At 70.1% G+C, this 22,996-nt stretch carries 28 protein-coding genes; 9 read left to right on the top strand and 19 right to left on the bottom strand.

The features are described 5' to 3' along the window. Positions 1-5: 5 nt before the first annotated feature. From ACE3Q8_RS10935 to ACE3Q8_RS10920, 4 genes are all read right to left on the bottom strand, one after another. On the bottom strand, positions 6-794 hold the full coding sequence (locus tag ACE3Q8_RS10935) for an LOG family protein (protein WP_374470316.1): 789 nt from the start codon (positions 792-794) through the stop codon (positions 6-8). Between the two features lie 41 nt (positions 795-835). After that, positions 836-1,459, bottom strand: coding sequence for a YceI family protein (locus ACE3Q8_RS10930; protein WP_374470315.1), 624 nt, complete (start codon positions 1,457-1,459; stop codon positions 836-838). A gap of 217 nt (positions 1,460-1,676) precedes the next feature. Then, positions 1,677-2,240 (bottom strand): hypothetical protein, encoded by a 564-nt coding sequence (locus tag ACE3Q8_RS10925; protein WP_374470314.1) that lies wholly within the window; start codon positions 2,238-2,240, stop codon positions 1,677-1,679. Then, positions 2,237-2,902 carry a hypothetical protein gene (locus tag ACE3Q8_RS10920; protein WP_374470313.1) on the bottom strand — a complete coding sequence of 222 codons (666 nt, stop codon included), beginning with the start codon at positions 2,900-2,902 and terminating at the stop codon, positions 2,237-2,239. Before ACE3Q8_RS10920 ends, ACE3Q8_RS10925 begins: the two co-directional genes overlap by 4 nt. 502 nt (positions 2,903-3,404) lie before the next feature. Between ACE3Q8_RS10920 and ACE3Q8_RS10915 the strand changes: the two genes are divergently transcribed. Next, the gene (locus ACE3Q8_RS10915; protein ID WP_374470312.1) at positions 3,405-3,611 is read left to right on the top strand and encodes a hypothetical protein; all 207 of its coding nucleotides are present in this window, start codon (positions 3,405-3,407) and stop codon (positions 3,609-3,611) included. A gap of 179 nt (positions 3,612-3,790) precedes the next feature. Here ACE3Q8_RS10915 and ACE3Q8_RS10910 read toward each other — a convergent pair whose 3' ends face one another. Both ACE3Q8_RS10910 and ACE3Q8_RS10905 read right to left on the bottom strand, forming a co-directional pair. After that, positions 3,791-4,009: a hypothetical protein gene (locus tag ACE3Q8_RS10910; protein ID WP_374470311.1), complete on the bottom strand. Its 219-nt coding sequence runs from the start codon at positions 4,007-4,009 to the stop codon at positions 3,791-3,793. After that, the gene (locus tag ACE3Q8_RS10905; RefSeq protein ID WP_374470310.1) at positions 4,009-4,398 is read right to left on the bottom strand and encodes a hypothetical protein; all 390 of its coding nucleotides are present in this window, start codon (positions 4,396-4,398) and stop codon (positions 4,009-4,011) included. Before ACE3Q8_RS10905 ends, ACE3Q8_RS10910 begins: the two co-directional genes overlap by 1 nt. A 339-nt stretch (positions 4,399-4,737) precedes the next feature. Here ACE3Q8_RS10905 and ACE3Q8_RS10900 point away from each other — a divergent pair, with 339 nt between their 5' ends. After that, entirely contained in the window at positions 4,738-5,280 is a 543-nt protein-coding gene (locus tag ACE3Q8_RS10900; protein WP_374470309.1) for a hypothetical protein, read from the top strand. A 35-nt stretch (positions 5,281-5,315) separates the two neighbouring features. Here the strand turns inward: ACE3Q8_RS10900 and ACE3Q8_RS10895 are convergent, their stop codons facing one another. The 12 genes from ACE3Q8_RS10895 to ACE3Q8_RS10840 form a co-directional block, all read right to left on the bottom strand. Then, entirely contained in the window at positions 5,316-6,005 is a 690-nt protein-coding gene (locus ACE3Q8_RS10895) for a hypothetical protein (RefSeq protein ID WP_374470308.1), read from the bottom strand. A gap of 2 nt (positions 6,006-6,007) precedes the next feature. Continuing rightward, positions 6,008-6,220, bottom strand: coding sequence for a hypothetical protein (locus ACE3Q8_RS10890; protein WP_374470307.1), 213 nt, complete (start codon positions 6,218-6,220; stop codon positions 6,008-6,010). 17 nt (positions 6,221-6,237) lie between these two features. Then, on the bottom strand, positions 6,238-7,683 hold the full coding sequence (locus ACE3Q8_RS10885) for a hypothetical protein (RefSeq protein ID WP_374470306.1): 1,446 nt from the start codon (positions 7,681-7,683) through the stop codon (positions 6,238-6,240). Beyond that, positions 7,680-8,129, bottom strand: a complete 450-nt coding sequence (locus ACE3Q8_RS10880; RefSeq protein WP_374470305.1) for a hypothetical protein — start codon at positions 8,127-8,129, stop codon at positions 7,680-7,682. Before ACE3Q8_RS10880 ends, ACE3Q8_RS10885 begins: the two co-directional genes overlap by 4 nt. Continuing rightward, on the bottom strand, positions 8,126-8,515 hold the full coding sequence (locus ACE3Q8_RS10875) for a hypothetical protein (protein WP_374470304.1): 390 nt from the start codon (positions 8,513-8,515) through the stop codon (positions 8,126-8,128). Before ACE3Q8_RS10875 ends, ACE3Q8_RS10880 begins: the two co-directional genes overlap by 4 nt. A gap of 455 nt (positions 8,516-8,970) precedes the next feature. Continuing rightward, entirely contained in the window at positions 8,971-10,122 is a 1,152-nt protein-coding gene (locus ACE3Q8_RS10870) for an AAA family ATPase (protein WP_374470303.1), read from the bottom strand. Next, entirely contained in the window at positions 10,119-10,991 is an 873-nt protein-coding gene (locus ACE3Q8_RS10865) for a toprim domain-containing protein (protein ID WP_374470302.1), read from the bottom strand. The genes ACE3Q8_RS10870 and ACE3Q8_RS10865 overlap by 4 nt, the downstream gene beginning before the upstream one ends. After that, positions 10,988-11,191 carry a hypothetical protein gene (locus ACE3Q8_RS10860; RefSeq protein WP_374470301.1) on the bottom strand — a complete coding sequence of 68 codons (204 nt, stop codon included), beginning with the start codon at positions 11,189-11,191 and terminating at the stop codon, positions 10,988-10,990. The genes ACE3Q8_RS10865 and ACE3Q8_RS10860 overlap by 4 nt, the downstream gene beginning before the upstream one ends. A gap of 178 nt (positions 11,192-11,369) precedes the next feature. After that, a complete protein-coding gene (locus ACE3Q8_RS10855) occupies positions 11,370-11,603 on the bottom strand; it encodes a helix-turn-helix transcriptional regulator (RefSeq protein ID WP_374470300.1) in 234 nt (77 codons plus the stop codon). A 97-nt stretch (positions 11,604-11,700) separates the two neighbouring features. Then, positions 11,701-12,312, bottom strand: coding sequence for a hypothetical protein (locus ACE3Q8_RS10850; protein ID WP_374470299.1), 612 nt, complete (start codon positions 12,310-12,312; stop codon positions 11,701-11,703). Then, positions 12,309-13,565, bottom strand: coding sequence for a tyrosine-type recombinase/integrase (locus ACE3Q8_RS10845; protein WP_374470298.1), 1,257 nt, complete (start codon positions 13,563-13,565; stop codon positions 12,309-12,311). The genes ACE3Q8_RS10850 and ACE3Q8_RS10845 overlap by 4 nt, the downstream gene beginning before the upstream one ends. Before the next feature lie 138 nt (positions 13,566-13,703). After that, positions 13,704-14,264, bottom strand: coding sequence for an HNH endonuclease (locus ACE3Q8_RS10840; RefSeq protein WP_374470297.1), 561 nt, complete (start codon positions 14,262-14,264; stop codon positions 13,704-13,706). Positions 14,265-15,043: 779 nt separating this feature from the next. Between ACE3Q8_RS10840 and ACE3Q8_RS10835 the strand changes: the two genes are divergently transcribed. The 3 genes from ACE3Q8_RS10835 to ACE3Q8_RS10825 are packed head-to-tail and all read left to right on the top strand — an operon-like array spanning position 15,044 to position 17,428. After that, entirely contained in the window at positions 15,044-15,670 is a 627-nt protein-coding gene (locus ACE3Q8_RS10835; protein WP_374470296.1) for a TetR/AcrR family transcriptional regulator, read from the top strand. Between the two features lie 13 nt (positions 15,671-15,683). Continuing rightward, entirely contained in the window at positions 15,684-16,517 is an 834-nt protein-coding gene (gene gluQRS / locus ACE3Q8_RS10830) for a tRNA glutamyl-Q(34) synthetase GluQRS (protein ID WP_374470295.1), read from the top strand. After that, positions 16,514-17,428 carry a DMT family transporter gene (locus ACE3Q8_RS10825; protein WP_374470294.1) on the top strand — a complete coding sequence of 305 codons (915 nt, stop codon included), beginning with the start codon at positions 16,514-16,516 and terminating at the stop codon, positions 17,426-17,428. The genes gluQRS and ACE3Q8_RS10825 overlap by 4 nt, the downstream gene beginning before the upstream one ends. A 106-nt stretch (positions 17,429-17,534) precedes the next feature. On the opposite strand, the gene ACE3Q8_RS10820 is transcribed toward ACE3Q8_RS10825, so the two are convergent. Continuing rightward, positions 17,535-18,962, bottom strand: coding sequence for a protein adenylyltransferase SelO (locus ACE3Q8_RS10820; protein WP_374470293.1), 1,428 nt, complete (start codon positions 18,960-18,962; stop codon positions 17,535-17,537). 162 nt (positions 18,963-19,124) lie between these two features. Between ACE3Q8_RS10820 and ACE3Q8_RS10815 the strand changes: the two genes are divergently transcribed. From ACE3Q8_RS10815 to ACE3Q8_RS10800, 4 genes are all read left to right on the top strand, one after another. Continuing rightward, positions 19,125-19,769: a DUF47 domain-containing protein gene (locus ACE3Q8_RS10815; RefSeq protein WP_374470292.1), complete on the top strand. Its 645-nt coding sequence runs from the start codon at positions 19,125-19,127 to the stop codon at positions 19,767-19,769. Positions 19,770-19,782: 13 nt separating this feature from the next. Further along, positions 19,783-20,790 (top strand): anion permease, encoded by a 1,008-nt coding sequence (locus tag ACE3Q8_RS10810; RefSeq protein WP_374470291.1) that lies wholly within the window; start codon positions 19,783-19,785, stop codon positions 20,788-20,790. Next, the gene (locus ACE3Q8_RS10805) at positions 20,790-21,242 is read left to right on the top strand and encodes an NUDIX hydrolase (RefSeq protein WP_374470290.1); all 453 of its coding nucleotides are present in this window, start codon (positions 20,790-20,792) and stop codon (positions 21,240-21,242) included. The genes ACE3Q8_RS10810 and ACE3Q8_RS10805 overlap by 1 nt, the downstream gene beginning before the upstream one ends. Positions 21,243-21,330: 88 nt before the next feature. Then, positions 21,331-22,992 carry a Na/Pi cotransporter family protein gene (locus tag ACE3Q8_RS10800; RefSeq protein ID WP_374470438.1) on the top strand — a complete coding sequence of 554 codons (1,662 nt, stop codon included), beginning with the start codon at positions 21,331-21,333 and terminating at the stop codon, positions 22,990-22,992. Positions 22,993-22,996 lie beyond the last annotated feature (4 nt).

The raw sequence follows: 22,996 nt of genomic DNA, 5'->3' as shown, positions 1-22,996 counted from the left end.
GGGCCTCAGGGCGACTTCGTCAGGCTCTCGAGATCCTCGTGGGGCTTCAGCCCTCGCCTCACCAGCTCCTGCCACACACCGTCGGCAGTCTCGGCGAAGCCGAAGAGGTCGAGGTCCTTCTGGGCGATCATGCCGCGCCGGGCCATCTCGTCGAAGTTGATGATCCCGCGCCAGTAGCCCTCGTCGAACAGGACCACCGGGATCTCGGGCGACTTGCTCGTCTGGCGCAGCGTCAGGATCTCGAACAGCTCGTCGAGGGTGCCGAAGCCGCCCGGGAACACCACCAGCGCGTTGGCCCGCATCGCCAGGTGCATCTTGCGCATGGCGAAGTAGTGGAAGCGGAAGGTCAGCTCGGGCGTCGAATAGGCGTTGGGCTCCTGCTCGTGCGGCAGGGTGATGTTGAAGCCGACCGACGGCGCGCCCACGTCGGCCGCGCCGCGGTTGGCGGCCTCCATGATCCCGGGCCCGCCGCCGGTGGCGATGACGTTGTCGCGCACCGGCCCGCCCTCCAGGAAGGCGCCGCCGCGCTGCGAGGCCAGCGCCGCGAACTCACGGGCCGCGGCGTACCAGCGGGCGTGGTCGGGGTCGCCGTTCTCGCGGACCCGGGCGGAGCCGAACACGACCACCGTGGAGCGCACGCCCCAGGCCTTCAGCGCCAGGTCCGCCTTGGCGAACTCCAGCAGGAAGCGCACGCCGCGCAGGCTGTCCGACAGCAGGAAGTCCTGGTCGAACACGGCCAGCCGGTACGAGGGCGAGGCCATCTGGGCGGAGTTGTCGGGCGGGGACGCGGTCATGGGCGCGATCTAGTCCCTTTCCCCGTCCCCGTCGACGCGGGTCAGCTCGCCAGCTTGAGCTCGGCCTCGATCTGCAGGGTCACCTCGTCGCCGATCGCCGGGATGTAGGTCGTGATGCCGAAGTCGCTGCGCTTGATCTTGCCCTTGGCGTCGAAGCCCAGGGAGTACGCCTTGTCGATCGGGTTCACGCCGGCCTGGTTGAACTCGGCGGTGAGGGTGACCGGCCGGGTGACGCCATGCAGCGTCAGGTCGCCGGTGATCTCGGCCGTGCGCTCGCCGGTGCGGCGGACCCGCGTCGCCTTGAACTCGGCGGTGGGGAACTTGGCGACGTCGAGGAAGTCGGCCGTCTTCAGGTGCTTGTCGAGGGCGGCGTCCAGCGTGCCCACGGAGTTGGCGTCGACGGTGACGGCGAGCTGGCTCGCCTCGGGCTGGCGGGCGTCGAGCCGGAGCTGGCCGGTCACCTTGCCGAACTGGCCCACATAGGTGGAGAAGCCGAAGTGGCTCACCGACCAGGTGATCTTCGAGTGCGCGGGATCGAGCGCATAGGTCCCCGACCGGACCTCGGCGGGGGCGCGGGTGAAGGCGTCCTGCGCATAGACGGAGGCGCCGCCCAGGGAGACGGCGGCCACCACGGCGAGCGCGGCGAAGCGGGTGTTGCGGAACATTCTCGACCTCTGGATAGGCGGCCGCCGGGGAGCGGAGGCCGCGATGACGGGCCGGCGCGAGCGGAGCTGCGCCGTCCGTGCCCAGATGATGCATTTGTCCCGCGACGATAATCCGCCGCGCGCGGAGCACACTGCTTCCATTCCGGAAGCAATCGCTGGTCAGGCCTCCAGCTCGATGTCCCAGTAGAGGACGCGGAGACAGCCCCACGAAACCGCATCAAGCGGTTGTTTTGATTGTCTTTTTCGCCGCGAGAGACACCAGATCATTTTTGTCGGTCATCACCCGGTCATCACGCCGTTTTGATCGCGACCGAGCAGCTCTCTTCTCCGTCACCTCGGACAATGTCGGCCCTCTGATCGCGCGCAGCCTCTCGACCCGGCTGATGTCAGGCTCGAACGTCGGAGGCAGCATGAAGTGAGCCCCCGCCTCGGCCGTCGGCGCGAGCTCCGCAATTACCGGCAGCCAGCGGATCAGATAACTGGCCTGGCCGTATCGCCCCAGCTTCATGAACCAGGAGCCCTTTCGAGGAGGAAAGATCGCGACTAAGTCCAATGACTGCAGCGTCATGCGCTCGACGATCTTGCCGCGCATCGCCGGATCTCCGGTGACGATGCATCTGCCTCCACCCGCTTTGAAGGCCGAGAGCCAATCTACGTCTGCCCGACCTCCGTCACCGCATTCCAGGGCGTGCTCGATCTCAATGCCAGCGGGGACGCCGAAGGCCTTCATCGCCGCCACGATGCGGTGCGAGATGCACTCATCGAAGCGGATGCGCGTCACGCAGCCGCCGAATGCTTCTCGAAATCGACCGCTTGGCGAACCGCCTCCGCAGAGACGCCGTACCAGTCCGCGGCCCCAGACTGGCCTTCATGGGTCGCGGCTTCAGCCAAGGTGGCGGTCGGCACCGCAACAGCTCCCTCGACGACGACCGGCCGGCCGAACGCTCTCCGGGGGTCAATGCGTACGAGAGGGAAGACCTTGGGATCCGGTTCCAGGTAGAGCGCTCGAGCACCGTCGTAGGCTACGTGGCCTCGCAGCGCGGGGCGCAGGAGCACCGCATCCGCGTAGCAGTCATTCAGGAGGTTCACGAATCGCTCCCCGTCCTTCTCAAAGACGCGGTCGCCAGTCGTCGAGATCGCATCACGCCGCGCAAGCGGGTGCCTTTGCTCGGTCTTCGCGCGCAGGTGCTGCATGAGCCCGCGGAGCCGCGGCCGCCCTAGTCCACTCTCGAGGAGGTAAGCGATAACGCGAGCCTCAATCAGCCCCTCGAAAGAGAGCAGCCGCCGATGCTCCACCGGCTCGTAGTCGGATAGGATCAGAGGCGCCTGACCCTGAAGCCAGGACCTGACCTCCTTGGTTTCAACCCCAAGCAGGCGAGCGACCTGGTCCGTGGTAAACGCACCCGCGGTCGCCATCTCGGTATAGGGCATGGGCGCGTTCATGCTCTAGCCGCCTCCTGCCGCATGTTCTGAGCCAAGCGTGCACAAAGTGCAAATCCGGCGGCGCCGTCTGGCGGGCTGGCGAAAGCTGCCGCGTCCTCCGGCGCGACGCGGCAGGAAGTCGCCCATCCCCCTACGCCTCCGCTCTCCGCCACCGCGAACGCGGGGGGCCTCGCCGCGGCTCGACACCGCCGCGCGGCCCGCTGATCCTACGACTCATGGAAGCCCACCCTCCCCCCCTAGGCCTCGTCGCCAAGACCCTCCTGTGGCTGAAGGACTTCGCAGCCATGCCGGGGCGCATACGCGAGCTCGCCGAGGCGGCTCGGGCTGATCGCGACCGCCGGCCTGTCTGCACGTCCTGCGGTACGGGACGGGTTGGCGGGATCGAACGACGCGAGGCGGGGTACCTATACGGAGCCCAAGTGTTCGGCACCTGCCAAGGCTGTGGCGTGGTCTGGGAGCTGACCGACGACGGCGGCGCCCTTTCCCGGCCAGCGCGACCGCAATGAACGACCTGAACGAGCAGCTGCTGGCTGCGATCATGCTCCGCATGATGGCGGCCATGGTGAAGCGCGCTGGTGGCGAGCTCGTCGTGACGGAGCAGGATCTCATCGAGACGACATTCGAGCGCCTCGCGCGTGAGATGCTGTCAGACGGGTCAGCGCGCCTCTATCTGCAGCCGGACCTGGAGCCGCGCGGCACCGCGCAGTAGCGGGCAGATGGCCGGCGACCGGAGCCGCCGGCGGCTGATGCCGTGGTCGCGGAGGGCGGAGGCGTAGGGGGACGGGGCGACGCGCGTCTCCTCGGGAGACATGCGTCCCATGGCGACGTTGCCCTTCGCCCCCGCCTCGGCCGGCGTCGCCCGCGCCAGCCCCCGGCCCTGCGCAGCTCTTATGCGCGCTCTCCCTCGGCATCGAAGGTCCGGACCTCCCCGGTCGCCTCTATGTGAAAGGTGACGTAGGCTGTTGCGCGGATCGGGAAGAACACGCCCGAGAATTCGCTCAGCTTCATGCCGGCGCGTCTCGCGTGCTCCATGGCCTGGGACGCCGCTGGGCTGAACCAGAAGCCCTCCGCATAGTCCGCCCAGGCGGGGCGGTGAGCGACGCTCATCACAGCGCCCTCACTGCGAAGTAGCCGCTCACGTTCTCGTGCGGCGACCGCGCCGCCGCCGGCCGCTCCGTGAAGACGGGGAGCGCGCTAAGTTTCGTCTGGTCACCCTCATCCTGCCAGTTGCAGCAGCTGTAGCCGCCGCCTCCCGTCTCATCCGGCTCGCTGTCGGTATCACAGCCCTCGTCCTCGCACTGGGCGCCCTCATCCTCACACTCGAGCTCGAGATCCGCGTCGCCCTCCAGCCGGTCGAGCTCTTCGATCATCGCATCGCGGAGGCTCTCCAGATGGTCGAGGAGAGCCCTAATGCGGTCGGCGGGGTGGGTGGGTAGGGCAAGCGGGTCAAAGCCCGCCAGCGGCGCTCCTGAGGGCGCGCTGAGGTCATGCTTCATGGGTGGTGCTCACTAGTTCGGCCTCTCACAGCCGCGCCAGGTGGCGGACCTGACAGCCGGGGGGTGAGAAGCCGCTAGTGAGACGGCTCGACGTGCTTTTAAGCTTTCGCTCTGGACATGGCGCGCCGCCCCCGGCCTAATGGCCAAGGTCAGCCCGCCGCCAAGCGGAGCTGCGAAACGAGCCGCCAAGCTCGCCGTCAGGCCCTTCCGGCGCCAACCGGGTCAGGCCCCTATCACTAGTCCGGGTTCTCACACCCACGGACATGCTGAACGAGAAGCCCCCGCGCCGCAAGGCCGGGGGCTCTTCGCATTCGGGGGCGGCACCATCATGATGCGCATATGAGCGAGCGCCGCCGACGAGAGCGTAAACCTCCACACCCCCGCTTCGCCGGGATCCGGGTGGACGCGAACTTCTTTCACGACACGATTCCAGCCGAGGAGCGTGCGGCCGCGGACCGGTTGATTCTGCTCGCCGAGCAAATGGTGCTGTCGATCGCGATACCGCACACCGTTCGCCGCGAACTGGACCACCCCAACACGCCACTGTCGGCGCAACGCCGGGCGAACAGGCTTGTGTACACGCTCGATACAGGGCTGGGTGACCGCAGCCGGCTCGATAAGGTGCGCCAGGTCATGCAGGGAAATGCGACCCCCGGGCGCCACCACAGCGACGCGGCGCACCTTCATGATACCGCTGCCTGGCAGGCGGGCTACTTCGTCACATGCGACGGACGAATCCTCAAGAAGGCGAGCGAGATCACGGCGGCCATTGGAGACATCTGGATCGTCCGGCCAACCGAACTCGCCGCCATTTTCGACAAATACGAAGGCACCGAGCAGAGGGCGCCCGCCGCGCCGGAAGACGACGGCGCGGCGGGCTGATCGCGGGTCAGAAGTCACCCCCGCGACTGTCTCGGTTAGGTCTTGGGCGGGTCCGGAGGGTCGACGCCCAGATCGGCGGCAGCCCTCACAGCCTCCCGATAGGCGCCGTCGATCACCTGACGGATCTCGAAGCAGCGCCTGGCGGCTTTCTCGTCCTCCAGCTGCTGCTTGTGGCGGGCCTCGGCTTCCAACAGACCGGAAAGCTCCTCACCCAGGCCAACAACGGTCCGCTCGTACCGATCGAGCTTCGCCTGGGCGACGTCCCTTGCCTGCTGCTGTGCGCCGGCGGCTTGGCGCGCGCGGCGCTCCTCCAGCTTGCGGAGGTAGCCCCGGATGTGGAGCGCTTCGACCATCTGCTGCGCCGGCGCCTCCGTCGACCGATCGCGCCAGGTGAACCCCCGCAGCCCCAGGGACGTGGACCAGGGGCCGATGTTGCGCCCCTGCCCGCCGGCTTCTTCCGGATCGTAGTCGCGGAAGTACCGGCTCCTCAGGGTCGCGCGCTCGGATTCCGTCGGCGGCCTCAGCTCAGCGTTCCGCCCGAGGTGCTGCTGCAACAGCTCGAGCTGCTCCTTCGCCGCGGCTTCACCCACGACACCGTGCCCGCTCGCGGTCTGCATCGGGCGCAACGGCCAGTCCGGACACGCCTCCGCGTCCGGCCAGGCCTCCGCGGGGTCCAGCACGAGCGTCAGGTCGAGGCTCGTCTCCCGGGTCTCACCGAAGGCCACGACTAGTCCGCCTTCGGCAGCTTGAAGGCGCCGCCGATCGCCGGCCGGCGCTGATTGCTCGCGGGCTCGCGCTCGTCGCCCTGGTTGCCCTCGATCTCCGAGATCGCGGCCTCGATGCCGGCCTTCACGGCGTCTTTCACGGCCTGGGTGATGCTGTTGAGCGCGGCCTGCGCCTTCTGCTCGGGGCTCACGTTGGTGATGGGGGTCTTGCTCATGGTGGTCTTCCTTCTGGCTATGCTCGGGAGCGAGCGATGCCCGCGCGGACGGCGGACGACAGGAACATTCCGACCGACGGGGCGGCGGATGCGCGGACTAGGGACAGGGCGCCGGCGACCGCGTTGGCGACGTCGTCGTGACCGTGCGGAGGGTGGTCGATGCTTTCCTTGCCGCCGCGTGCGACGCGGCGCTCCAGGGCGCAGAGCTGGGTGACGATCTCGGGGAGGTCGAGCAGCTCGACCTTACCGCTGTTCAGGGCCGGCAGCAGGTCGCGGTAGAGTTCGCTGCGGGTGCGGTCCGCGTGGTGGTAGGGTACGCCGGCACGATCGAACGCAGAGCGAACCCACTCGGCCCCATAGCGATCGCCGGTGACCTCGGTGATGCCGTAGAGCTTCAGGAGGGCGCAGAACTCGGCCACCACGGCCTCGGGGCTGAACGGCGGCTTCCGCTCCCGCACGGCGTCGAGAACGGCCGTCTCGCCCTCCTGATGGGCGATGGCGAGGGTCATGGAGTCGTTGAGGCCGCCCGAGGGGTCGACGAAGGCGACGTAGCCGTGCTCGTGGATCCGGCCGCGCTCGCGCACGCCCGGCAGCACGCAAGCCTCCACGACCTCGCGGGTCACGAAGGCGGCGATGTCGTTTCTGAATTCGCCCCCAAATTCAGAGGCCGCGACCTCGGGATCACGCGCATAGGCGCGGTCTATCGTCTTCTGCGGCAGGGTCGGGTTGAACGATCGCGACGGGCCTTTTGCCACCAGCACCGCCGGGTCGCCGGCCGGGCCGTAGTCGCGCCTGAACGTCTTGTAGACCTCACCGCGCTTCGCGTGCGGGCTCGAGATCACCATCAGCGGGCCGCCGGTCGTAGCCAGTGAGGGGCGAAGCGCGTTCAGGATCTCGGCGTCCGGGTTCGCCGTCCCCTCGATCATCCAGAAGGCGACCTCGTCGCAGATCGCAGCGACGGCCGTGATCGAGCGGATCGTCCGGAAGTTGGCCGGCCGGACCACGACGTCAACGCCGCTCGCCAGCCGGATCGTGTCTTGGGTCGGCTCCCCGTCGAGCATCTCAGCGAGCAGTGGCGAGTGCTCCAGCACGCCGCGGACGTGCATGAAGGCCCGGGCGGCCCCGTCGAGGGACTGGGCGAGGATGGGGATCACGCCTCGCTCACCAGGCGCCAGGTATTCGGAGTGGTCGCAGAGCGTGCCGACGTAGGCGCCGAGCGTGCCCGCAGCGCGCGTTTTCCCGGCGCGGCGACCGCAGATCGCGACGAGCTCCTCGACTAGGCTCAGCGGCTCGCGCTCGCGGCCTGTAAGGGCGGTGAAGATCGCCCGCTCCTCGTCGGTCAGCGCCTCGCCCATGGCCGCGATCAGCAGCGTGCGCCACGGCAGCCAGGAGTCGCCGGGGATCGCCCCGCCCAGGAGCTGCGGGTCGGCCAGCGCGTCGCGCATGGAGACCTGGGGCTTCATTGGCTGAGCCCCCGCGCGACGGTGTAGGCGATGCCCTCGAATTCGTGAGCATTCACCATCAGCCCGTTCGGCGCCTGCCAGCTATGGGCATGCTCGATCGCGGAGGCGTGGGGGGCACTGTTGCACAGGTAGACGCTGGGCCCGGCGCGGAAGTCCTGCAGCAGGCCGAGGTTGTGGGCCTCCCGGTGATCGGTGGCGGTGGTCGTCTCGGCCGTGGGCGCCCCGATGCTTAGGAACCACGAGGACTGCAGGTTGCCGGGCCGATAGTCGGCGGGCGGCGGCGCCTTCCAGAACTCGGGCTGGCCGTAGGGCGTCCAGTCGGTCACCAGGCTCTGCGCGAACTCCCTGACGGTGCGCGCCACGATCTCGGCGGGCAGCTTCTCCACCCGCTCCCGCTTGAAGTGCCTGAGCTGCGCCGCGAACGACCGGCCGGGGAGCTGTCTCATTCCGCGGCCATCCTGCGGGCCGCCAGCACGTCGCTCAGGCCCACCTTGCGCTTTGCCTTGGCGGCGGGCCGCAGCCGGCGGAGAGCCGCCAGGGCGCGCGTGGCGCCGTTCGCGGCACGGGTGAGGGCTTCCGCATCGACGGCCTCCCCTCTGGCCTGGGCCGCGGCCAGGTCTTCGGCCAGCACCTGAAGGGTTGCCGCGTTCCGGACCTGCAGCAGCTCGGCCGCGGACAGGTCGCCCCCGATCTCCCGGCTGAGATCCTCGACGATGTCCCGATAGCGGCGGGCGCCGGCCGACCGACCGTCCACGCCGATCAGGACGCGCGACCCGTTGCTGATCGCGCTTCGATTGGCGGACTGGCGGGGCGCGACGGCTTCGCGATGCATGGGCGGCCTTCTGTTCGACTGGCCGCCTGCGTGATGCCCGGGTGATGACCGAAACATCCGTAGCCGCCAAGTTGGCAGCCAATTTCCCTTATTTATCAACGTCTGAATAGAGCAACGCCAGCCTACTCAATGTCCCTCTATAGGACATCAGGCGACGAACGCCGGTCGCCGATCAGCGAAGCAGCAGCCGAATCGCAGCCGGATCGACGCCCGCTCGGGCCTCCTGCCAGCCGGCAGAACCGCGAAAATGATCGCGGCGGATTTTCTCTCTTCCAGGGGGTCCCTTCATCATGGGCGCGGCCCCCTTAAAGGGGCGCGTAGCCCATAGGGGGGTATGGGGGGAGTGAGAGCACCCCGAGAGCACCCCGAAGGCACGCCGAGAGCATACCGAAAGCACCCCCGAGAGCAGGCCGAGAGCAGGGTGGAAACGGGCGAGAGCAGGCCGAGAGCAGGGGTCATTTGCCCTCCCCCGCCGGCGCCCGAGCGATGCGCCTCTTGTCCTTCGAGGGTGGCCCGTAGGGCTGAACGATGATGCTGCCGCTGGCGAACAGGCGCCCCATGGCGGAAGCCAAAGCGGGCTTGCCGACGCCGTTGGCGCGCGGATCCCGGGCGAACAGGGCGGGCGCATAGGTGTGCCCGGTGTTCGGGCCGACCCAGCGGCCCTCTTGGGTGAACGCGTCGAGCAGCGCCAGGAAGGTGTGCTCCGCCCTGGCTTCGGCGATCTGGCGGTCAACGGCGCCCACCGCACGAGTGCCGGGGCCGTCGGCCCGGAACACGCCGCCTGCCCACCGCAGGCGCACCTCGATGCTGCTGGGGCCGTAGTTCGCCTTCTTCACGGTGAGGACCCGCGCATCTGGGTCCGCGGGCGCCTCCTCCGAGCCGGCCGGCTTGGTGAGGTAGAGGCGAGACCGCACGCTGTTGTTCCACGCGGTCGACCCGCTGGATCCCGAGCCGGAGGCGATCCCCGCCAGCGAAGGGTGGCCGATGAGGACCACCGTCGCGCAGATCTCGCGAGCGAGGCCCTGCAGCTGGCCGATAAACTGGCGCGCCTGCGGGCGGGAATTCTCCTCACCCGCGAACACGTCTGCAAGGTTGTCGATCGTGATGAGACTGGGCTGCCAGGCGCGGGCGAGCTCGGCGAACTCGTGCCAACGGGGCGTTGGCTGCAGGCGGCCCGAGCGCTCGGCGTCGGCGAGAACCGCATCCTCGCCGCAGAGGTCGACCACCTTCAGCCCGGTCAGACTGTCCAAGGCGACGCCGTGCTCGAGCGTCACCGCGGATAGGCGCCGGTGGATCTCGTCGCGGTCGTCTTCGGCGCTGAGGTACAGGGCGTTCCCCCGCCGCACTTCCTGGCCGAGCCACGGCTTGCCGAGCGTCGTCGCAGCAGCGAGCTGCAGCGCCAGGAGGCTCTTACCCGTGCCGCCGTCGCCCTGCAGCAGCGTCACGGTCCCCGCCGGCACCAGCTGCGGCACGTGCCATGCGCGCGCCGGCGGCTCCTCGAGGCCGAGCTCGTCCGCAGTGAAGGCGAGTTCGTCGAGGCCGCGCAGCCGGACCGGAGCGCGCCTCTCCTGACGTTCGCCGGGGATGAGGGTTACGGGCTCGGTCATGCGGCCGCCGCCCCCGCCTGGCCGCGGTGGTAGTCGTTCCAGTCGCCGAAAGGCTCCGGCGGCCAACGCACCGTCACCGCCAGTCCCTGCTGTGCGTAGCGGTCCGCGGCCATCTCGGCCGCGGCACGGCCTGGAGCATCGGCATCGGCGAAGATGTGGACCTCGCGGACCGCTGACGGGAGAGCGATCCGCCCCAGGCGCTGGCCGCCGAGGCTCGCCCAGCACGTAACGCCGCTGAGCTCCATCGCGCTGAGTGCCGTCTCGACCCCCTCCGCAACCCCGAGGACCGGACCGGCGGGCCCGAGCCGCACCGCACCGTGCCCGAGGGCGCCAGTGGTGTGCCTGGAACTCGTCAGCGGCGCCTTGGTGGCCTTCCAGGTCAGAAGGGTTTCCTGAACCGCGATGACCTGGCCGCTCGGCGCCTGCACCGCCGCCACCATGCAGGGGATGGGTATGCGACCGAACTTGAGATGAATACCCTGGCGGAGCGTTGGGGGCGTCGAGCGGATGCCGCGGCCGGCGAGGTAGCGGCCCAGGATCTCGCCGCGGGTTACGGCTTCGCGCCAAATCGTGACGGCTGCCGGATCAGGTCGATGCTCCGGCTCCGCGCGCTGGAGCGAGGGCCGCTCTTGCGTCTCGGGCGGCGCGTCGCCGTCAGCGTGCCCCTCCCGCCTGAGCGCCTCGAGCACGTCGCGCGGGTCACAGCCGGCGTGGCAGTGGACCAGCAGGGCGGTGTCGCCGTCGCGGATCGACAAGCTTGGCCGACGGTCGCCGCGGCCTTTCCCGTGGCTTGCCAGCGGGCAGCTGACCAGGAAGCCGTCGCCGCTGGGCACGCCCCGCCGCGCGCGAGCGATGTCTGCGGCCCTCATGTCCGGCCTCCGCACGGCCCAGCGGCCGGCGCAGCGCCGTTGGCGATCAGCAAGGCGAGCGCGTACGTGGTGCTCGATGCGGCGCCGAACTGCGCGAGCACCGCCTCCTGCATCCGGCGAGCCTCCCCGCCTTCCTCGCGGTAATGGCCGATGAAGTCCGCGACTGCGCGGACCAGGGCGGGATCCCGGTCGGCGGTCATCGCGCCACCTCCAGGCCCTGCCAGCGCCCCGCCTCGTCGTGGATGCTGCGGAGGATCAGCTGAGCTTGCCTGGGCCGGGCGAGGCGACTACCCTGCCCGGGCATTTTGCCGCCAAGCAATGCGCTGGAGCCTCGGGCGCCGCTCACCGGCCCCGGGGCTTCTTCATGTCTGGCCATGACTACGCCGCCCGATCGGACGTCGACGTGGTCGTCTTGGAGGCGGCCCAAGCGTACAGATCGCCAATCCGATACCGAACGGCCCGGCCGAACGTGCTGTAGGCCGGCCCGCCGCCGCTGACGCGGAGTCGGTTCAGGTAGTGAGGCGAGAGGCTGAGCATGTGGGCCGCGACCTTCACGTCGACGTAGCGGTCAACGTGGGTCGGGGCGCCTTCGCCGGAGGTGGTGGGTTCCATCGAGTTGCTCCCGAGTGACACCGGCCAATCCGGTGCGACAGGAGCAAGCTGCCGTGGCCCGCCGCCTCAAACAGGCGCCACGCTTTTGCGCTAGGCGCTACGCTTTCGCTCGCCGCGTCTTCGGCTTGCCGGCCGCTGAACTCAGGGCCGGATAGTCGGTTGCCACAGCGTCCCACACCCTCCTCGCCCCGCGCTCGGTGAGGGTGTGCTTGCGCTGCGCCTCCTCGCGCCAGAGATTGCCGACTGGCCTTTCCCCCGCCTGAGCAAGGGCGCGCAGCTCCGCTTCCGCGGCCGCCTCACCCGCCAGGGTCGCGGACCGCTGGACATCGCCCGCCAGCCGATCCACCTCAGCGTTCCGACGCCGCAGCTCCGCCCAATGCAGCGCGACGGCGGTGAAGGCCTGCGCCACGTGCACTACTTCGCCTGCCGCGAGCGCCTCGCTGGCCCACTTGATCGCCCAGCCCAACTGCGAGGACAGCTCGTTCAGCGAGCCTGGCGCCATTGGCAACCACTCGCCCGAAGCGCGCGCCGCGTCGGCCAGCAAGCCTGCGAGATGCGCATGCTCCCAGCCCGCCGCTCTCAGGTAGCGCGTGATGTCGTCGGCATACCCGGGCGCGCCGTGAACCGCGTACGCTTCGGGGCAGAATTCCTCGCGAGCGCGCGCCGCCAGGTGGGCGGTCATTTCTCTCAAGTCGTCCGGCCCGCTCACGCGCCTGCCTCCCGGAGCGGCTTCACGTCAGAGGCCCCCCCGCTCATCGCAGCGGCGACGGCGCCGGCGATCTTGTCGGCAGCGGCCTTGACCGGATCGTCGGCCAGGTGGGCGTAGCGCTGCGTCGTGGCGACGTGCGAGTGCCCCAGGAGCTTGCCGATCAGGAATAGTCCGGAGCCGCCAGAGACACCCACCGACGCGAAGCTGTGGCGGAGGTCGTGGATGCGCACATCATCCAGGCCAGCGCGCGTCCGGATCCCCACCCAGAACCAATCGAGGTTGCGGATCGGGAGCGAGGTGTCCCGCGGATCAGGGAAGACGTAGGGGCTCTTGGTCCGAGCTACCTCGCTCAGGATCTCCTGAGCCGCGGCGCCCAGGCGGATCACCTTGCGTCCGGTCTTGCTATCCTCGAGCTGCAGCAGGCCGCGCTCAAGGTCGACCTCCGACCACCGCAGCTGGGCGATCTCGTTCTTCCGTGCGCCGGTGAGCGCCAGAAGCCGAAGGATCGCGACGTGATAGGGGTGCGCCCCCTCACCTGCGGCCGTGGTCAGAACGTCACCCAGACGCCCCAACTCCGCCGGCGACAGGAAGCGCTCGCGCTTACCGTCGGCGAACGTCTTCACGCCCAGGGTCGGATTCTCGACGCAGAGCTTCCGCGCCATGGCGAAGTTGAAGATGGCCCGAAGGAGCTTGACCGACTTCGTTGCTGCCGTCCGGCCACCACGAGCGTGCGGATGATCCTCTGAGCGCACCTTCCCGTCGGCGATCGCGTTCATCATCCGCTCGACGTCGCCAGCCCCGAGCTCGGTGATCTTGCGGCCGCCGATCAGCGGCTTGATGTGCCGCTCGATGCGGATCGTGTCCAAGGCGATGGTGCTCGCCTTCTTCGTCGCAACACCCTCGGCCATGTAGGCATCGCAGAGCGCCGCCACGGTGGGCGTCTGCCGGGCCTCGACGCGTTCGGCCTGAGGGTCCTTGCCCATCTCGACCAGTGCAAGCGCCGCCTTGGCCTGGTCGCGCGCCTCGTCTGGGGTGAGCTTGTTCGCGCGGCCGATCTTGAACTGCCGAAGCGTGCCGGTGCGACCGCCGCCCAACCGATAGCGGACCACGTAGGTCTTAGTCCCGCTGGGCTCGACGCGGAGGCCGAAGCCCTTCAGGTCCGCATCCCACACTGTGTAGCGATCAGCCGCCTTCGCCGCCGCCGCAACAGTGCGTCTCGTAAGGCGCTGCTGCGCCGTGTCTTTGCTGGTCATCATCCGCCGCCAAGCTGGATTTGGTCATCACGCGGTCATCACCGTTTCGGGCAAGACCACACAACGTAGTGTGACGTCAGGCGACGAAAACGCAAGCTTTTCAGAGGGGAGGACAACGCCAAACAAGCCGAAACAAGCCTAGGCCTCAAGCTCGATGTCCCAGTAGAGATAGTCGAGCCAGCTCTCGTGCAGGTGATGCGGCGGGAATCTCCGCCCCCGCTCCTGCAGCTCGTAGGCGGTGGGGCGCCTGGGCTTGTGGTGCGGGTGCATGTGCGCCTCGGCCGGCGTGCGGCCGCCCTTGGCCAGGTTGCACGGCGCGCAGGCGGTGACGATGTTCTCCCAGGTGGTCCGGCCGCCCCGGGAGCGGGGGATCACGTGGTCGAAGGTCAGTTCCTCGCCGGCCGAGCAGTACTGGCAACTGAAGCTGTCGCGGAGGAACAGGTTGAAGCGGGTGAAGGCCGGCGGCCGGTCCTGCGCCACATAGCTCTTGAGCGCGACGACGCTCGGCAGGCGCATCTCGAAGGAGGGGGAGTGGACCTTCTGGTCGTAGGTGGAGACCACGTCGACCCGGTCGAGGAACACCGCCTTGATCACCTCCTGCCAGGGCCAGAGGGACAGCGGGTAGTAGCTGAGCGGGCGGAAGTCCGCGTTCAGCACGAGGGCAGGCCAACCGGACGGCGGATGACTAAGCACCTGCATCGCCGGACCTCCCGGAGCGCGTCGCCGCGCCTATGACGTACGCCTGTGGACTGAAGACAAAGCCCCTCTATGCGTCACGCGCCAGCCCTATCGGCTGCAGCTCACACGATAGCGGAGATTCGGAGACATCTCCATGACGACGCTCCGCGAACGGCGCCATGCGCCTCGCCCCGGGCGGGCCCGCGGCGAGGCTTGAGGCGCGCCCCACATCAGGCGCCCAGCGCGGCGGTGGCGCCGGCGACCGTCAGGCCCAGGGCCACGATCGCGTAGGAGGCCACGACGTCGAGCATGCGGTTCCACAGGATCGACATGTCTTGTTTCCTTTCCTTGTCTGCGGCGGCCGGCCGATCCGGCCGCCAGGCCCATCTGGACATCGTTTAGATACCACGATCCGAACGATGTTCAGATAATCTTTTACGAGGTTCAGCTATGCACCGATGAATGGGGGTCGGGGCGACGCGCCGAGCGGAGGCGCAAAGAAAAAGGGCCCCGGACGGGGCCCTTCTCCGGTCCGTCCGATCGGCTGCCCGTTCAGAGCACCAGGCCCGCCGTCGCGCCCGCGGCCGTCAGGCCGAGGAACAGCAGCAGGGCCGGAGCCAGGCGGTCGAAGAGCCGTTCGAAGTTGGAGATCGCGAGAGACATGGAGACACACACCTTCAGTTGAAACCCCCGGGGGAGCAGGGGCGTTTGGTTATTTGAACGATGCTAAGATAGCACCCATCTGAGCGGCGTCAAGATCATCTTTACGGCGATCAGATCGAGATTTACAGTGACGCCCGATGAGAGAATCTCACGCCGCAGAATCCCGCCCCTATCACCACGGCGACCTCCGCCGCGCCCTGGTGGACGCGGCCCGGCGGCTGCTGGAGACGGACGGCCCGAGCGCGCTGTCGCTCCGCGCCGTTGCCCGCGAAGCCGGCGTCAGCCCGGCGGCGCCGTATCACCACTTCAAAGACAAGGGCGAGCTGCTCGACGCCGTCGCGCACGAGGGCTGGATGATGCTCGACCAGGCCATGGCCGACGCCAAGGCCAAGGCGGAGGGCCGGGCCAAGCTCACCGCCATCGGCATCGCCTACGTCTGCTTCGCCCGGGACAATCCGGCCCTCTACCGCGTGATGTACGACGCCGCGCGGGACAAGGAGTCCCTGCCCATGGAGGTGAAGGAGGGCGAGGACTCGGCCTACTGCAAGGTGCGCAACACCATGGTGGAGCTGGGCGCGGACCCCGACGCCGGACTGGACCTCGAGCTCGCCACGGTGGCGGCCTGGTGCGCGGGCCACGGCCTGGCCGAGATGGCCGGCTTCCGCCAGTTCGACCACCTGAAGGAGGAGCTCGGCGGGGAGGAGGCGTTCCTGCACGCCGTGTTCAGCCACATGGGCCTGTTCCCCGGGCCGCACCAGGCCTGATAGACCCCCGCGGGTGACCGCCGCCTTCGTCACCCGCTTCGCGCCCTCCCCCACCGGCTACCTGCACCGGGGCCACGCGTTTTCCGCGCTTGTCGCCTTTGAGGCGGCGCAGGCGGCGGGCGGGCGGTTCATCCTGCGCATCGAGGACATCGACCGCACCCGCTGCCGGCCGGAGTACGAGGCGGCGACCTACGAGGACCTGGCCTGGATCGGCCTGGCGTGGGAGCAGCCGGTGCGCCGCCAGTCCGAGCACATGGACGACTACCAGCGGGCGCTCGACCGGCTCGCCGCGGACGGCCTGCTCTACCGCTGCTTCCGCACCCGCCGGGAGATCGCCGAGGAGATCGCCCGCGCGCCGCACGGCGCCATGGAGGTGTTCCGCGGCGCCCCGCTCGCGGCCGAGGACGAGGCCCGGCGCCTGGCGGCCGGCGAGCCCTTCGCCTGGCGCCTCTCCCTGGCCGCCGCCGCCCGGCGGCTCGGCGGGTTCGACGGCCTGGCCTTCGTCGACGAGGGGCGCGGGACCGTGCCCGCCCGGCCCGAGCTCGGCGGCGACGTGGTCCTGGCCCGCAAGGACGTGGGCGTGGCCTACCATCTGGCGGTGGTCGTCGACGACGCCCTGCAGGGGATCACCCACGTGATCCGCGGCGAGGACCTGTTCGAGGCGACGCACGTCCAGCGCCTGCTGCAGGCGCTGCTCGGCCTGCCGACGCCGGTCTACCGGCACCACCGCCTCCTCACCGCCCCCGACGGCCGCCGCTACGCCAAGCGCGACCGCGCCGAGACGCTGCGCGAACTGCGCGCCCGGGGTATGAGCCCCGCGGAGCTGCGGCGGGAGATGGGCTTTTGAGCGGACAAGCAGGGCCCTCGACGGCCGAGCGGTGGCAGGCCCTGGGCGTGCTGCTGCTCGGCGCGGCCGTGATCGGGCTCTCGCCCATCCTCGTCCGGCTCGCCGACGCCGGGCCCGCGGCGGCCGGCTTCTGGCGGCTGACCTTCGCGCTCCCCCTGCTCTACGCCATGACCCGGCAGACCTCCGCAGGTCCCGGCCGGCCCTCACGCTACGGGCTCGCCGCCGGCCTGATGTTCACCCTCGACCTGGGCTTCTGGCACTACGGGATCAGCTACACCTCGGTGACCAAGGCCACGGTGCTCACCAACCTGACGCCGGTGGTGGTCACCGCCTTCGCCTGGATCTTCCTGAAGGAACGTCCGCGGGCGCTGTTCCTGGCCGCCGTGGCCCTGGCGGTCGTCGGCGCCTGGACCATGGCGGCGGCCAAGGGGGCCGGCCGGCCGGGACCCAACGAGCCGCTGGGCGATGCGCTCTCGCTCACTACGGCGCTCTGGTACGCCCTCTACATGCTGGCCATCGGCGAGGGCCGGAAGCGCGAGACCACCGGCCGGCTGATGTTCTGGTCGAGCGCGGTGGGCGCGCCCCTGCTGCTGGTGGCGGCCCTGGCGTTCGGCGAGCGCCTCCTACCGGGAAGCCCGGGCGGCTGGGCCGCCTGCGCGGCGCTCGGGGTGATGCACGTGGCCGGCCAGGGCTCGATCGCCTGGGCCATGGGGCGCCTGCCGACCTCCACGGCCTCGGTCGTGGTGGTGGTGCAGCCGGTGGTGGCCGCGCTCCTCGGCTGGCTCCTGTTCCACGAGATCCTGGGGCCGCTGCAGGCGCTGGGCGCGGCGGTGGCGCTCGCGGGCGTGGTCCTGGCGCAATGGGCCTCGCGCACCAAGGCGGTCAGCCCGCGCTCGCCAGCAGCCCCATGACATAGACCACCACGAGCACCGGCACGGGAACGATCGCGATCCAGCGCAGCAGGCCGCGCATCGGAGTCTCCTGAGCCTCCCGCCCAGCGAACGGAGCCCCGGGCCGTCAGGTTCCTTGCGCGGGCAAGGCCCAGGCGATCCGCGCGGCCTCGATCTTGGCGAGCTTGGCCTCGAACGGCTCCCAGTCGTCGCGCTCGGCGATGGGCGCCCAGATCTGCTCGATCTCGTCGTAGAGCAGCTCCTCCGGCTCGTGTCCGGCGAAGTAGGGATTCGAGAGCCGCTCCGGCCGGTCCGGCTCGTATCCCGAGACGAGGTCGCGGAACGGCTGGGCGCCTTCGCGGCGATAGATCTCGCCGCGCCGCCCGGCGAGCGCCCGATCCTGGTCGCCGCAGAACCAGTCGAAGAAGAACGGCTCCCAGCGCAGGGCCTCGCCACCCTCGGCGAGCGCCCCGAACGCGGCCTGCACCAGGGCGGCGTCCGCCTCCTCGCCCTGAGGCTTGAGGCCGAGCCGGTCCAGCATGGCGGCCACCAGCTCGCGCCGGTAGGCCTGGCCAAAACCGTTCAGCACCTCGATCAGCCGGTCGCTCTCGGCCACGTAGGTGAGGCAGCCGCCGAGCTGCTGCAGGTTCCAGAACACCGCCTCCGGCTGGCGGCCGAACGCGTAGAGGCCGGCGTTGTCGAAGTAGGCGGCGGTGAAGCCCGGGTCGGAGAGCGGCAGGAACCTGTAGGGCCCGTAGTCGAAGCTCTCCCCCGTCAGGCTCATGTTGTCGGTGTTGAGCACGCCGTGCACGAAGCCCGCCGCCATCCAGCGGGCGGTGAGCCGGGCCATGCGGGCGGTGACCGCCTGCAGCAGGGCGACCGGCCGGTCCGCCGCGCCGGCGAGCTCGGGGTAGTAGTTGTCGACGACGTGCTCGACGAGGGTGTTGATCCGGTCGGGCCGCTCGAAGAAGGCGTGGCGCTGGAAGGTGCCGAAGCGGATGTGGCTGTGCGACAGCCGCACCAGCACGGACGAGCGGGTCGGGCTGGGCTCGTCCCCACGGACCAGCGCCTCCCCCGTCTCCACCAGCGAGAACGAGCGCGAGGTCGGCACGCCCAGCGCCTCGAGCAGGGCCGTCGCCAGCACCTCCCGCACCCCACCCTTCAGGGTCAGCCGCCCGTCGCCCGAGCGCGACCAGGGCGTGCGCCCGGAGCCCTTGGTGCCGAGGTCCAGCAGGCGGTCGGTCCCCTGCTCCCGCATCTGGGCGAAGACGAAGCCGCGGCCGTCGCCGAGCTCGGGATTGTAAACCCGGAACTGGTGGCCGTGGTAGCGCTGGGCGAGCGGCGGATCGATGTTGCCCGGCAGCGGCTCGAAGCGGCCGAAGTGAGCGACCCACTCCTCGTCGGTCAGGGTGTCGAGGCCGACCGTCGTCGCGGCGCGGTCGTTGCGGTAGCGGAGCAGGGTCTTCGGGAAGGCCTCCGCCTGAACGGGGTCGGCGAACTCCGGGCCGAGGTCGGGGAACTTCGGGTCCGGGCGGTAGGCGGGGGAGACGGGCATCCCGCCCACATGACCCTTCGGCCCCGGCGCGGCAAGCACGGCCGCGGCCGGCGCGGAGCGCCCCTGCCCCGCCGCCTCGCATTTGAGAAACCGCGCGTCGGCCTGCTTCACAAAACTGTCACAAACGCCTAGAGCGGCGCATCCCGCGGCGGAGGCGCGCGCATGATCCGATGGTTCCAGGCCCTGATGCCCCGCGAGGAGGGCTTCTTCGACCTGTTCGAGGCGCACGCCCGCACGCTCTGCGCCGGCGCCCGATCCCTGCGTGACCTGCTGGACGGCGGGCCGGACGTGCCCGAGCACTGCGCCGCCGTCGCGCGGCACGAGGAGGAGGCCGACCGCATCGCCCGCGAGGTCATGCTGGCGGTCAGCCGCACCTTCATCACCCCGTTCGACCGGGCCGACATCCGCAACCTGATCAGCTCGATGGACGACGCCATCGACCAGATGCACAAGACCGCCAAGGCCGTGACCCTGTTCGAGCAGCGCGAGTTCCAGCCGCTGATGGTCGTGCTGGGCGACGTGATCGTGAAGTCGGCCGACCTCACCGCCGAGGCCGTGCCGCTGCTGCGCCAACTGCGCAACAACGCGCCGCGGATCAACAGCATCACCGAACAGGTGGCGCGCCTGGAGGAGGACTCCGACGGCCTCTACGACCGCGGCATGTCCGAGCTCTACCGCGGGCCGGCCCGGCAGGATCCGATGGCCTTCATCGTCGGCGCCGAGATCTACGATCACCTGGAGAAGGTGGTGGACCGCTTCGAGGACGTCGCCAGCACGATCAGCGGCGTGCTGATCGAGCACCTCTAGGAGCCGGCGCGCCGTGGATCCGGCCCTGCTCCTGATCTTCCTCGTCGCCGTCGCGCTGGTCTTCGACTTCCTGAACGGCCTGCACGACGCGGCGAACTCCATCGCGACGATCGTCTCCACCCGCGTCCTGCCCGCCAACTACGCGGTGATGTGGGCGGCGTTCTTCAACTTCATCGCCTTCCTGGTCTTCCCGCTGCACGTGGCCAGCACCGTGGGGAAGGGGATCATCCATCCGGAGATCATCTCCGACGCGGTGATCTTCGGCGCGCTCGGCGGGGCGATCACCTGGAACGTCCTCACCTGGCTGCTGGGCATTCCGTCCTCGTCCTCCCACGCCCTGATCGGCGGCTTGCTGGGCGCGGGCATGGCCAAGGCGGGCCTCGATCCGGTGGTCTGGGCGGGGGTCATCAAGACCGCCAGCGGCATCGTGATCTCGCCGACGCTCGGCTTCCTGCTGGCGCTGGCGCTGGTGCTGCTGGTCTCGTGGCTGTTCCTGAGGTCCACGCCGGCCTTCGCGGATTCCACCTTCCGCAAGCTGCAGTTCGTCTCCGCCTCGCTGTTTTCGCTGGGCCACGGCGGCAACGACGCCCAAAAGACCATGGGGATCATCGCCGTCCTGCTCTATTCCCACGGGCATCTCGGCGGGGAGTTCCACGTTCCCTTCTGGGTGGTCATCTCCTGCCAGCTCGCGATGGGGCTGGGCACGCTGATGGGGGGCTGGCGGATCGTGCACACCATGGGCTCCCGGATCACCCGGCTCTCCCCCCAGCAGGGCTTCTGCGCCGAGACCGGCGGGGCCATCGCCCTGTTCTTCTTCACCAACCTGGGCATCCCGGTCTCCACCACCCACACCATCACCGGCTGCATCGTCGGCGTCGGGGCCGCGCGGCGGATGTCGGCGGTCCGCTGGAGCATCGCGGGCCGCATCGTCTGGGCGTGGATCATCACCCTCCCGGCGGCCGCCGCCATGGGCGCGGCCTTCTACTTCCTCGCCCGCCTGGGCGACCGGCTGTTCGGCTGATGGGCAAGAAGCAGGTCCCGCTGCGCGCCGAGCCCGATCGGGAGCCGCGGGAGCAGTACGCCGCCCTTCCCTGGCGCCGCGCGGCCGACGGCGCGGTCGAAGTGCTGCTGATCACCTCGCGCGAGACGCGCCGCTGGGTGATCCCCAAGGGCTGGCCGATCAAGGGGCTGAAGTCGCCGAAGTCCGCCGCCCGCGAGGCGTACGAGGAGGCCGGCGTCACCGGCGACGTGGCCAAGAAGAAGCTCGGCGTCTACCACTACGACAAGCGGCTCGCGAGCGGCCGGATGCAGCACGTGAAGGTCACGGTCTTCCCGCTGCGCGTCGAGGCTGAGGCGGACGCCTGGCCCGAGCAGGGCCAGCGCGAGAAGCTCTGGACGCGCGTCGAGGACGCCGCCCCGCGGGTGGACGAACCCGAGCTGCAGGCCCTGATCGCCGCCTTCCGGCCCGAGTGACGCACCACCCGCCGTTGCGGTCGGCGTCGAACCGGCGCTCAATCAGGCAGCGGCCCCATCCAGCGGCCGCTGACGGAGGCGCCCGGCCATCGACCTCACCCTGACCCTGCTGGAGCTCGCCGGCTTCGCCGCCCTGCTGCTGTGGGGCGTGCACATGGTGCAGACCGGCGTGCAGCGCACCTTCGGGCCGAAGCTCAGGGCCTTCCTGGGCGGGGCGCTGCGCAACCGGCTGAAGGCCTTCGGGGCCGGCGCGGCGGTGACGGTCGCCCTGCAGTCCAGCACCGCCACCGGCCTGATGCTCACGGCCTTCCAGGCCGGCGGCCTGGTGGAGCTTGCACCCGCCCTCGCCGTGATGCTGGGGGCCAATGTCGGCACCACCCTCGTGGTCCAGGTGCTGTCGTTCAATGTCGCGGCGCTCGCGCCGATCCTGGTGCTGGCCGGCGTGGTCCTGTTCCGCCGGGCGCAGGACGCGCCGCACGATTTCGGGCGCGTCCTGATCGGCCTCGGACTCGTGCTCACCGCCCTGCACCAGTTCCTGGCGCTGCTGGAGCCGGTGGTCGCCTCCCCCGCGGGTGAAGCCTTCCTGGCCCAGGTCGGGCGCTACACCCCGCTGGCGGTGATCGTGGCGGCCGTTCTCACCTGGGCCGCGCATTCCAGCGTGGTGACCGTGCTGCTGGCCATGTCGCTGGTCTCGGCCGGCGTCGTGCCGCTGGAGACCGGCGTCGCCCTGGTGGTGGGCGCGAACCTCGGCTCGGCGCTCAACCCGCTGCTGGAGGGCGCCGACTGGGCCGACCCCGCCGCCCAGCGGCTGCCGCTCGGCAACCTGCTGAACCGCCTCGCCGGCCTGGTCCTGGTGATGGGCGCCTTCAGCCTGGCCTTGCCCCTCGTGGAGCGGCTGGGGCCGAGCGACGCGCGCGCGCTGGCCAACTTCCACACCCTGTTCAACGTCGGCCTCGCCCTGCTCTTCCTGCCGTGGATCCGCACCTACGCGAAGCTGATCGCCCGCCTGCTGCCCGCCAAGGACACCGCCGATCCGGGCGCGCCGCTCTACCTGGACCCCGAGGCGCGGGCGACGCCCTCGGTGGCGCTGGGCGGGGCCACCCGCGAGGCGCTGCGGATGACCGACACCCTGGAGGAGATGCTGAAGGGTCTGCGCGAGGCCCTGCTGGTTCCCAGCCGCACGCCCATCCAGGCGACCCGGCAGATGGACGATGTGCTGGACCGGCTGAACACCGCGATCCGCGCCTACCTGGTCTCGATCCCCACCGACGCGCTCACGCCCGACGAGGCCAACCAGCTCGCCCGCATCCTGACCTTCGCCACCAACCTGGAGCACGCCGGCGACCTGGTGGACCGCAACCTGCTGAGCGTCGCGGCGCGGAAGCTGAAGCGCGGAGTGGTGTTCTCGCCCGAGGGCGAGGCCGACCTCGCCGCCCTGGTCGACCGGCTGCTCGCCAATGTCCGCCTGGCGGCCGCGGCCTTCGTCAGCGGCGACCGCAGCGCCGCGCGCCTGCTGGTCGCCGAGAAGGAGTCGTTCCGCGAGCTGGAGGCCGAGGCCGTGCGGGCCCACTTCGGTCGCCTCCAGTCCGGCGACGCGGACACGGTCGACACCAGCTCGCTGCATCTCGACGCGCTGCGCGACCTGAAGCGGGTGAACACCCACCTGGTGGAGGGTGCGGCCTATCCGGTGCTCGAGGCGACGGGCGAGCTGCTGCCCACCCGCCTGCGCCCGGTGGCCACCCGCGGCTGAGACC

Origin of the sequence: Phenylobacterium sp. (assembly GCF_041913825.1) — a bacterium.
In the GTDB taxonomy this organism is placed as follows: domain Bacteria; phylum Pseudomonadota; class Alphaproteobacteria; order Caulobacterales; family Caulobacteraceae; genus Phenylobacterium.
Note: the sequence above shows the minus strand (reverse complement) of the source record. Positions and strands in the feature narration are given on the sequence as shown.

Bases quoted from the DNA above. Each gene is read 5' to 3' on its own strand.
- ACE3Q8_RS10935 (WP_374470316.1), bottom strand. From the start codon at position 794: ATGACCGCGTCCCCGCCCGACAACTCCGCCCAGATGGCCTCGCCCTCG.
- ACE3Q8_RS10930 (WP_374470315.1), bottom strand. From the start codon at position 1,459: ATGTTCCGCAACACCCGCTTCGCCGCGCTCGCCGTGGTGGCCGCCGTC.
- ACE3Q8_RS10920 (WP_374470313.1), bottom strand. From the start codon at position 2,902: ATGAACGCGCCCATGCCCTATACCGAGATGGCGACCGCGGGTGCGTTT.
- ACE3Q8_RS10915 (WP_374470312.1), top strand. From the start codon at position 3,405: ATGAACGACCTGAACGAGCAGCTGCTGGCTGCGATCATGCTCCGCATG.
- ACE3Q8_RS10910 (WP_374470311.1), bottom strand. From the start codon at position 4,009: ATGAGCGTCGCTCACCGCCCCGCCTGGGCGGACTATGCGGAGGGCTTC.
- ACE3Q8_RS10905 (WP_374470310.1), bottom strand. From the start codon at position 4,398: ATGAAGCATGACCTCAGCGCGCCCTCAGGAGCGCCGCTGGCGGGCTTT.
- ACE3Q8_RS10900 (WP_374470309.1), top strand. From the start codon at position 4,738: ATGAGCGAGCGCCGCCGACGAGAGCGTAAACCTCCACACCCCCGCTTC.
- ACE3Q8_RS10890 (WP_374470307.1), bottom strand. From the start codon at position 6,220: ATGAGCAAGACCCCCATCACCAACGTGAGCCCCGAGCAGAAGGCGCAG.
- ACE3Q8_RS10885 (WP_374470306.1), bottom strand. From the start codon at position 7,683: ATGAAGCCCCAGGTCTCCATGCGCGACGCGCTGGCCGACCCGCAGCTC.
- ACE3Q8_RS10880 (WP_374470305.1), bottom strand. From the start codon at position 8,129: ATGAGACAGCTCCCCGGCCGGTCGTTCGCGGCGCAGCTCAGGCACTTC.
- ACE3Q8_RS10875 (WP_374470304.1), bottom strand. From the start codon at position 8,515: ATGCATCGCGAAGCCGTCGCGCCCCGCCAGTCCGCCAATCGAAGCGCG.
- ACE3Q8_RS10870 (WP_374470303.1), bottom strand. From the start codon at position 10,122: ATGACCGAGCCCGTAACCCTCATCCCCGGCGAACGTCAGGAGAGGCGC.
- ACE3Q8_RS10865 (WP_374470302.1), bottom strand. From the start codon at position 10,991: ATGAGGGCCGCAGACATCGCTCGCGCGCGGCGGGGCGTGCCCAGCGGC.
- ACE3Q8_RS10860 (WP_374470301.1), bottom strand. From the start codon at position 11,191: ATGACCGCCGACCGGGATCCCGCCCTGGTCCGCGCAGTCGCGGACTTC.
- ACE3Q8_RS10855 (WP_374470300.1), bottom strand. From the start codon at position 11,603: ATGGAACCCACCACCTCCGGCGAAGGCGCCCCGACCCACGTTGACCGC.
- ACE3Q8_RS10845 (WP_374470298.1), bottom strand. From the start codon at position 13,565: ATGACCAGCAAAGACACGGCGCAGCAGCGCCTTACGAGACGCACTGTT.
- ACE3Q8_RS10840 (WP_374470297.1), bottom strand. From the start codon at position 14,264: ATGCAGGTGCTTAGTCATCCGCCGTCCGGTTGGCCTGCCCTCGTGCTG.
- ACE3Q8_RS10835 (WP_374470296.1), top strand. From the start codon at position 15,044: ATGAGAGAATCTCACGCCGCAGAATCCCGCCCCTATCACCACGGCGAC.
- ACE3Q8_RS10820 (WP_374470293.1), bottom strand. From the start codon at position 18,962: ATGCCCGTCTCCCCCGCCTACCGCCCGGACCCGAAGTTCCCCGACCTC.
- ACE3Q8_RS10815 (WP_374470292.1), top strand. From the start codon at position 19,125: ATGATCCGATGGTTCCAGGCCCTGATGCCCCGCGAGGAGGGCTTCTTC.
- ACE3Q8_RS10805 (WP_374470290.1), top strand. From the start codon at position 20,790: ATGGGCAAGAAGCAGGTCCCGCTGCGCGCCGAGCCCGATCGGGAGCCG.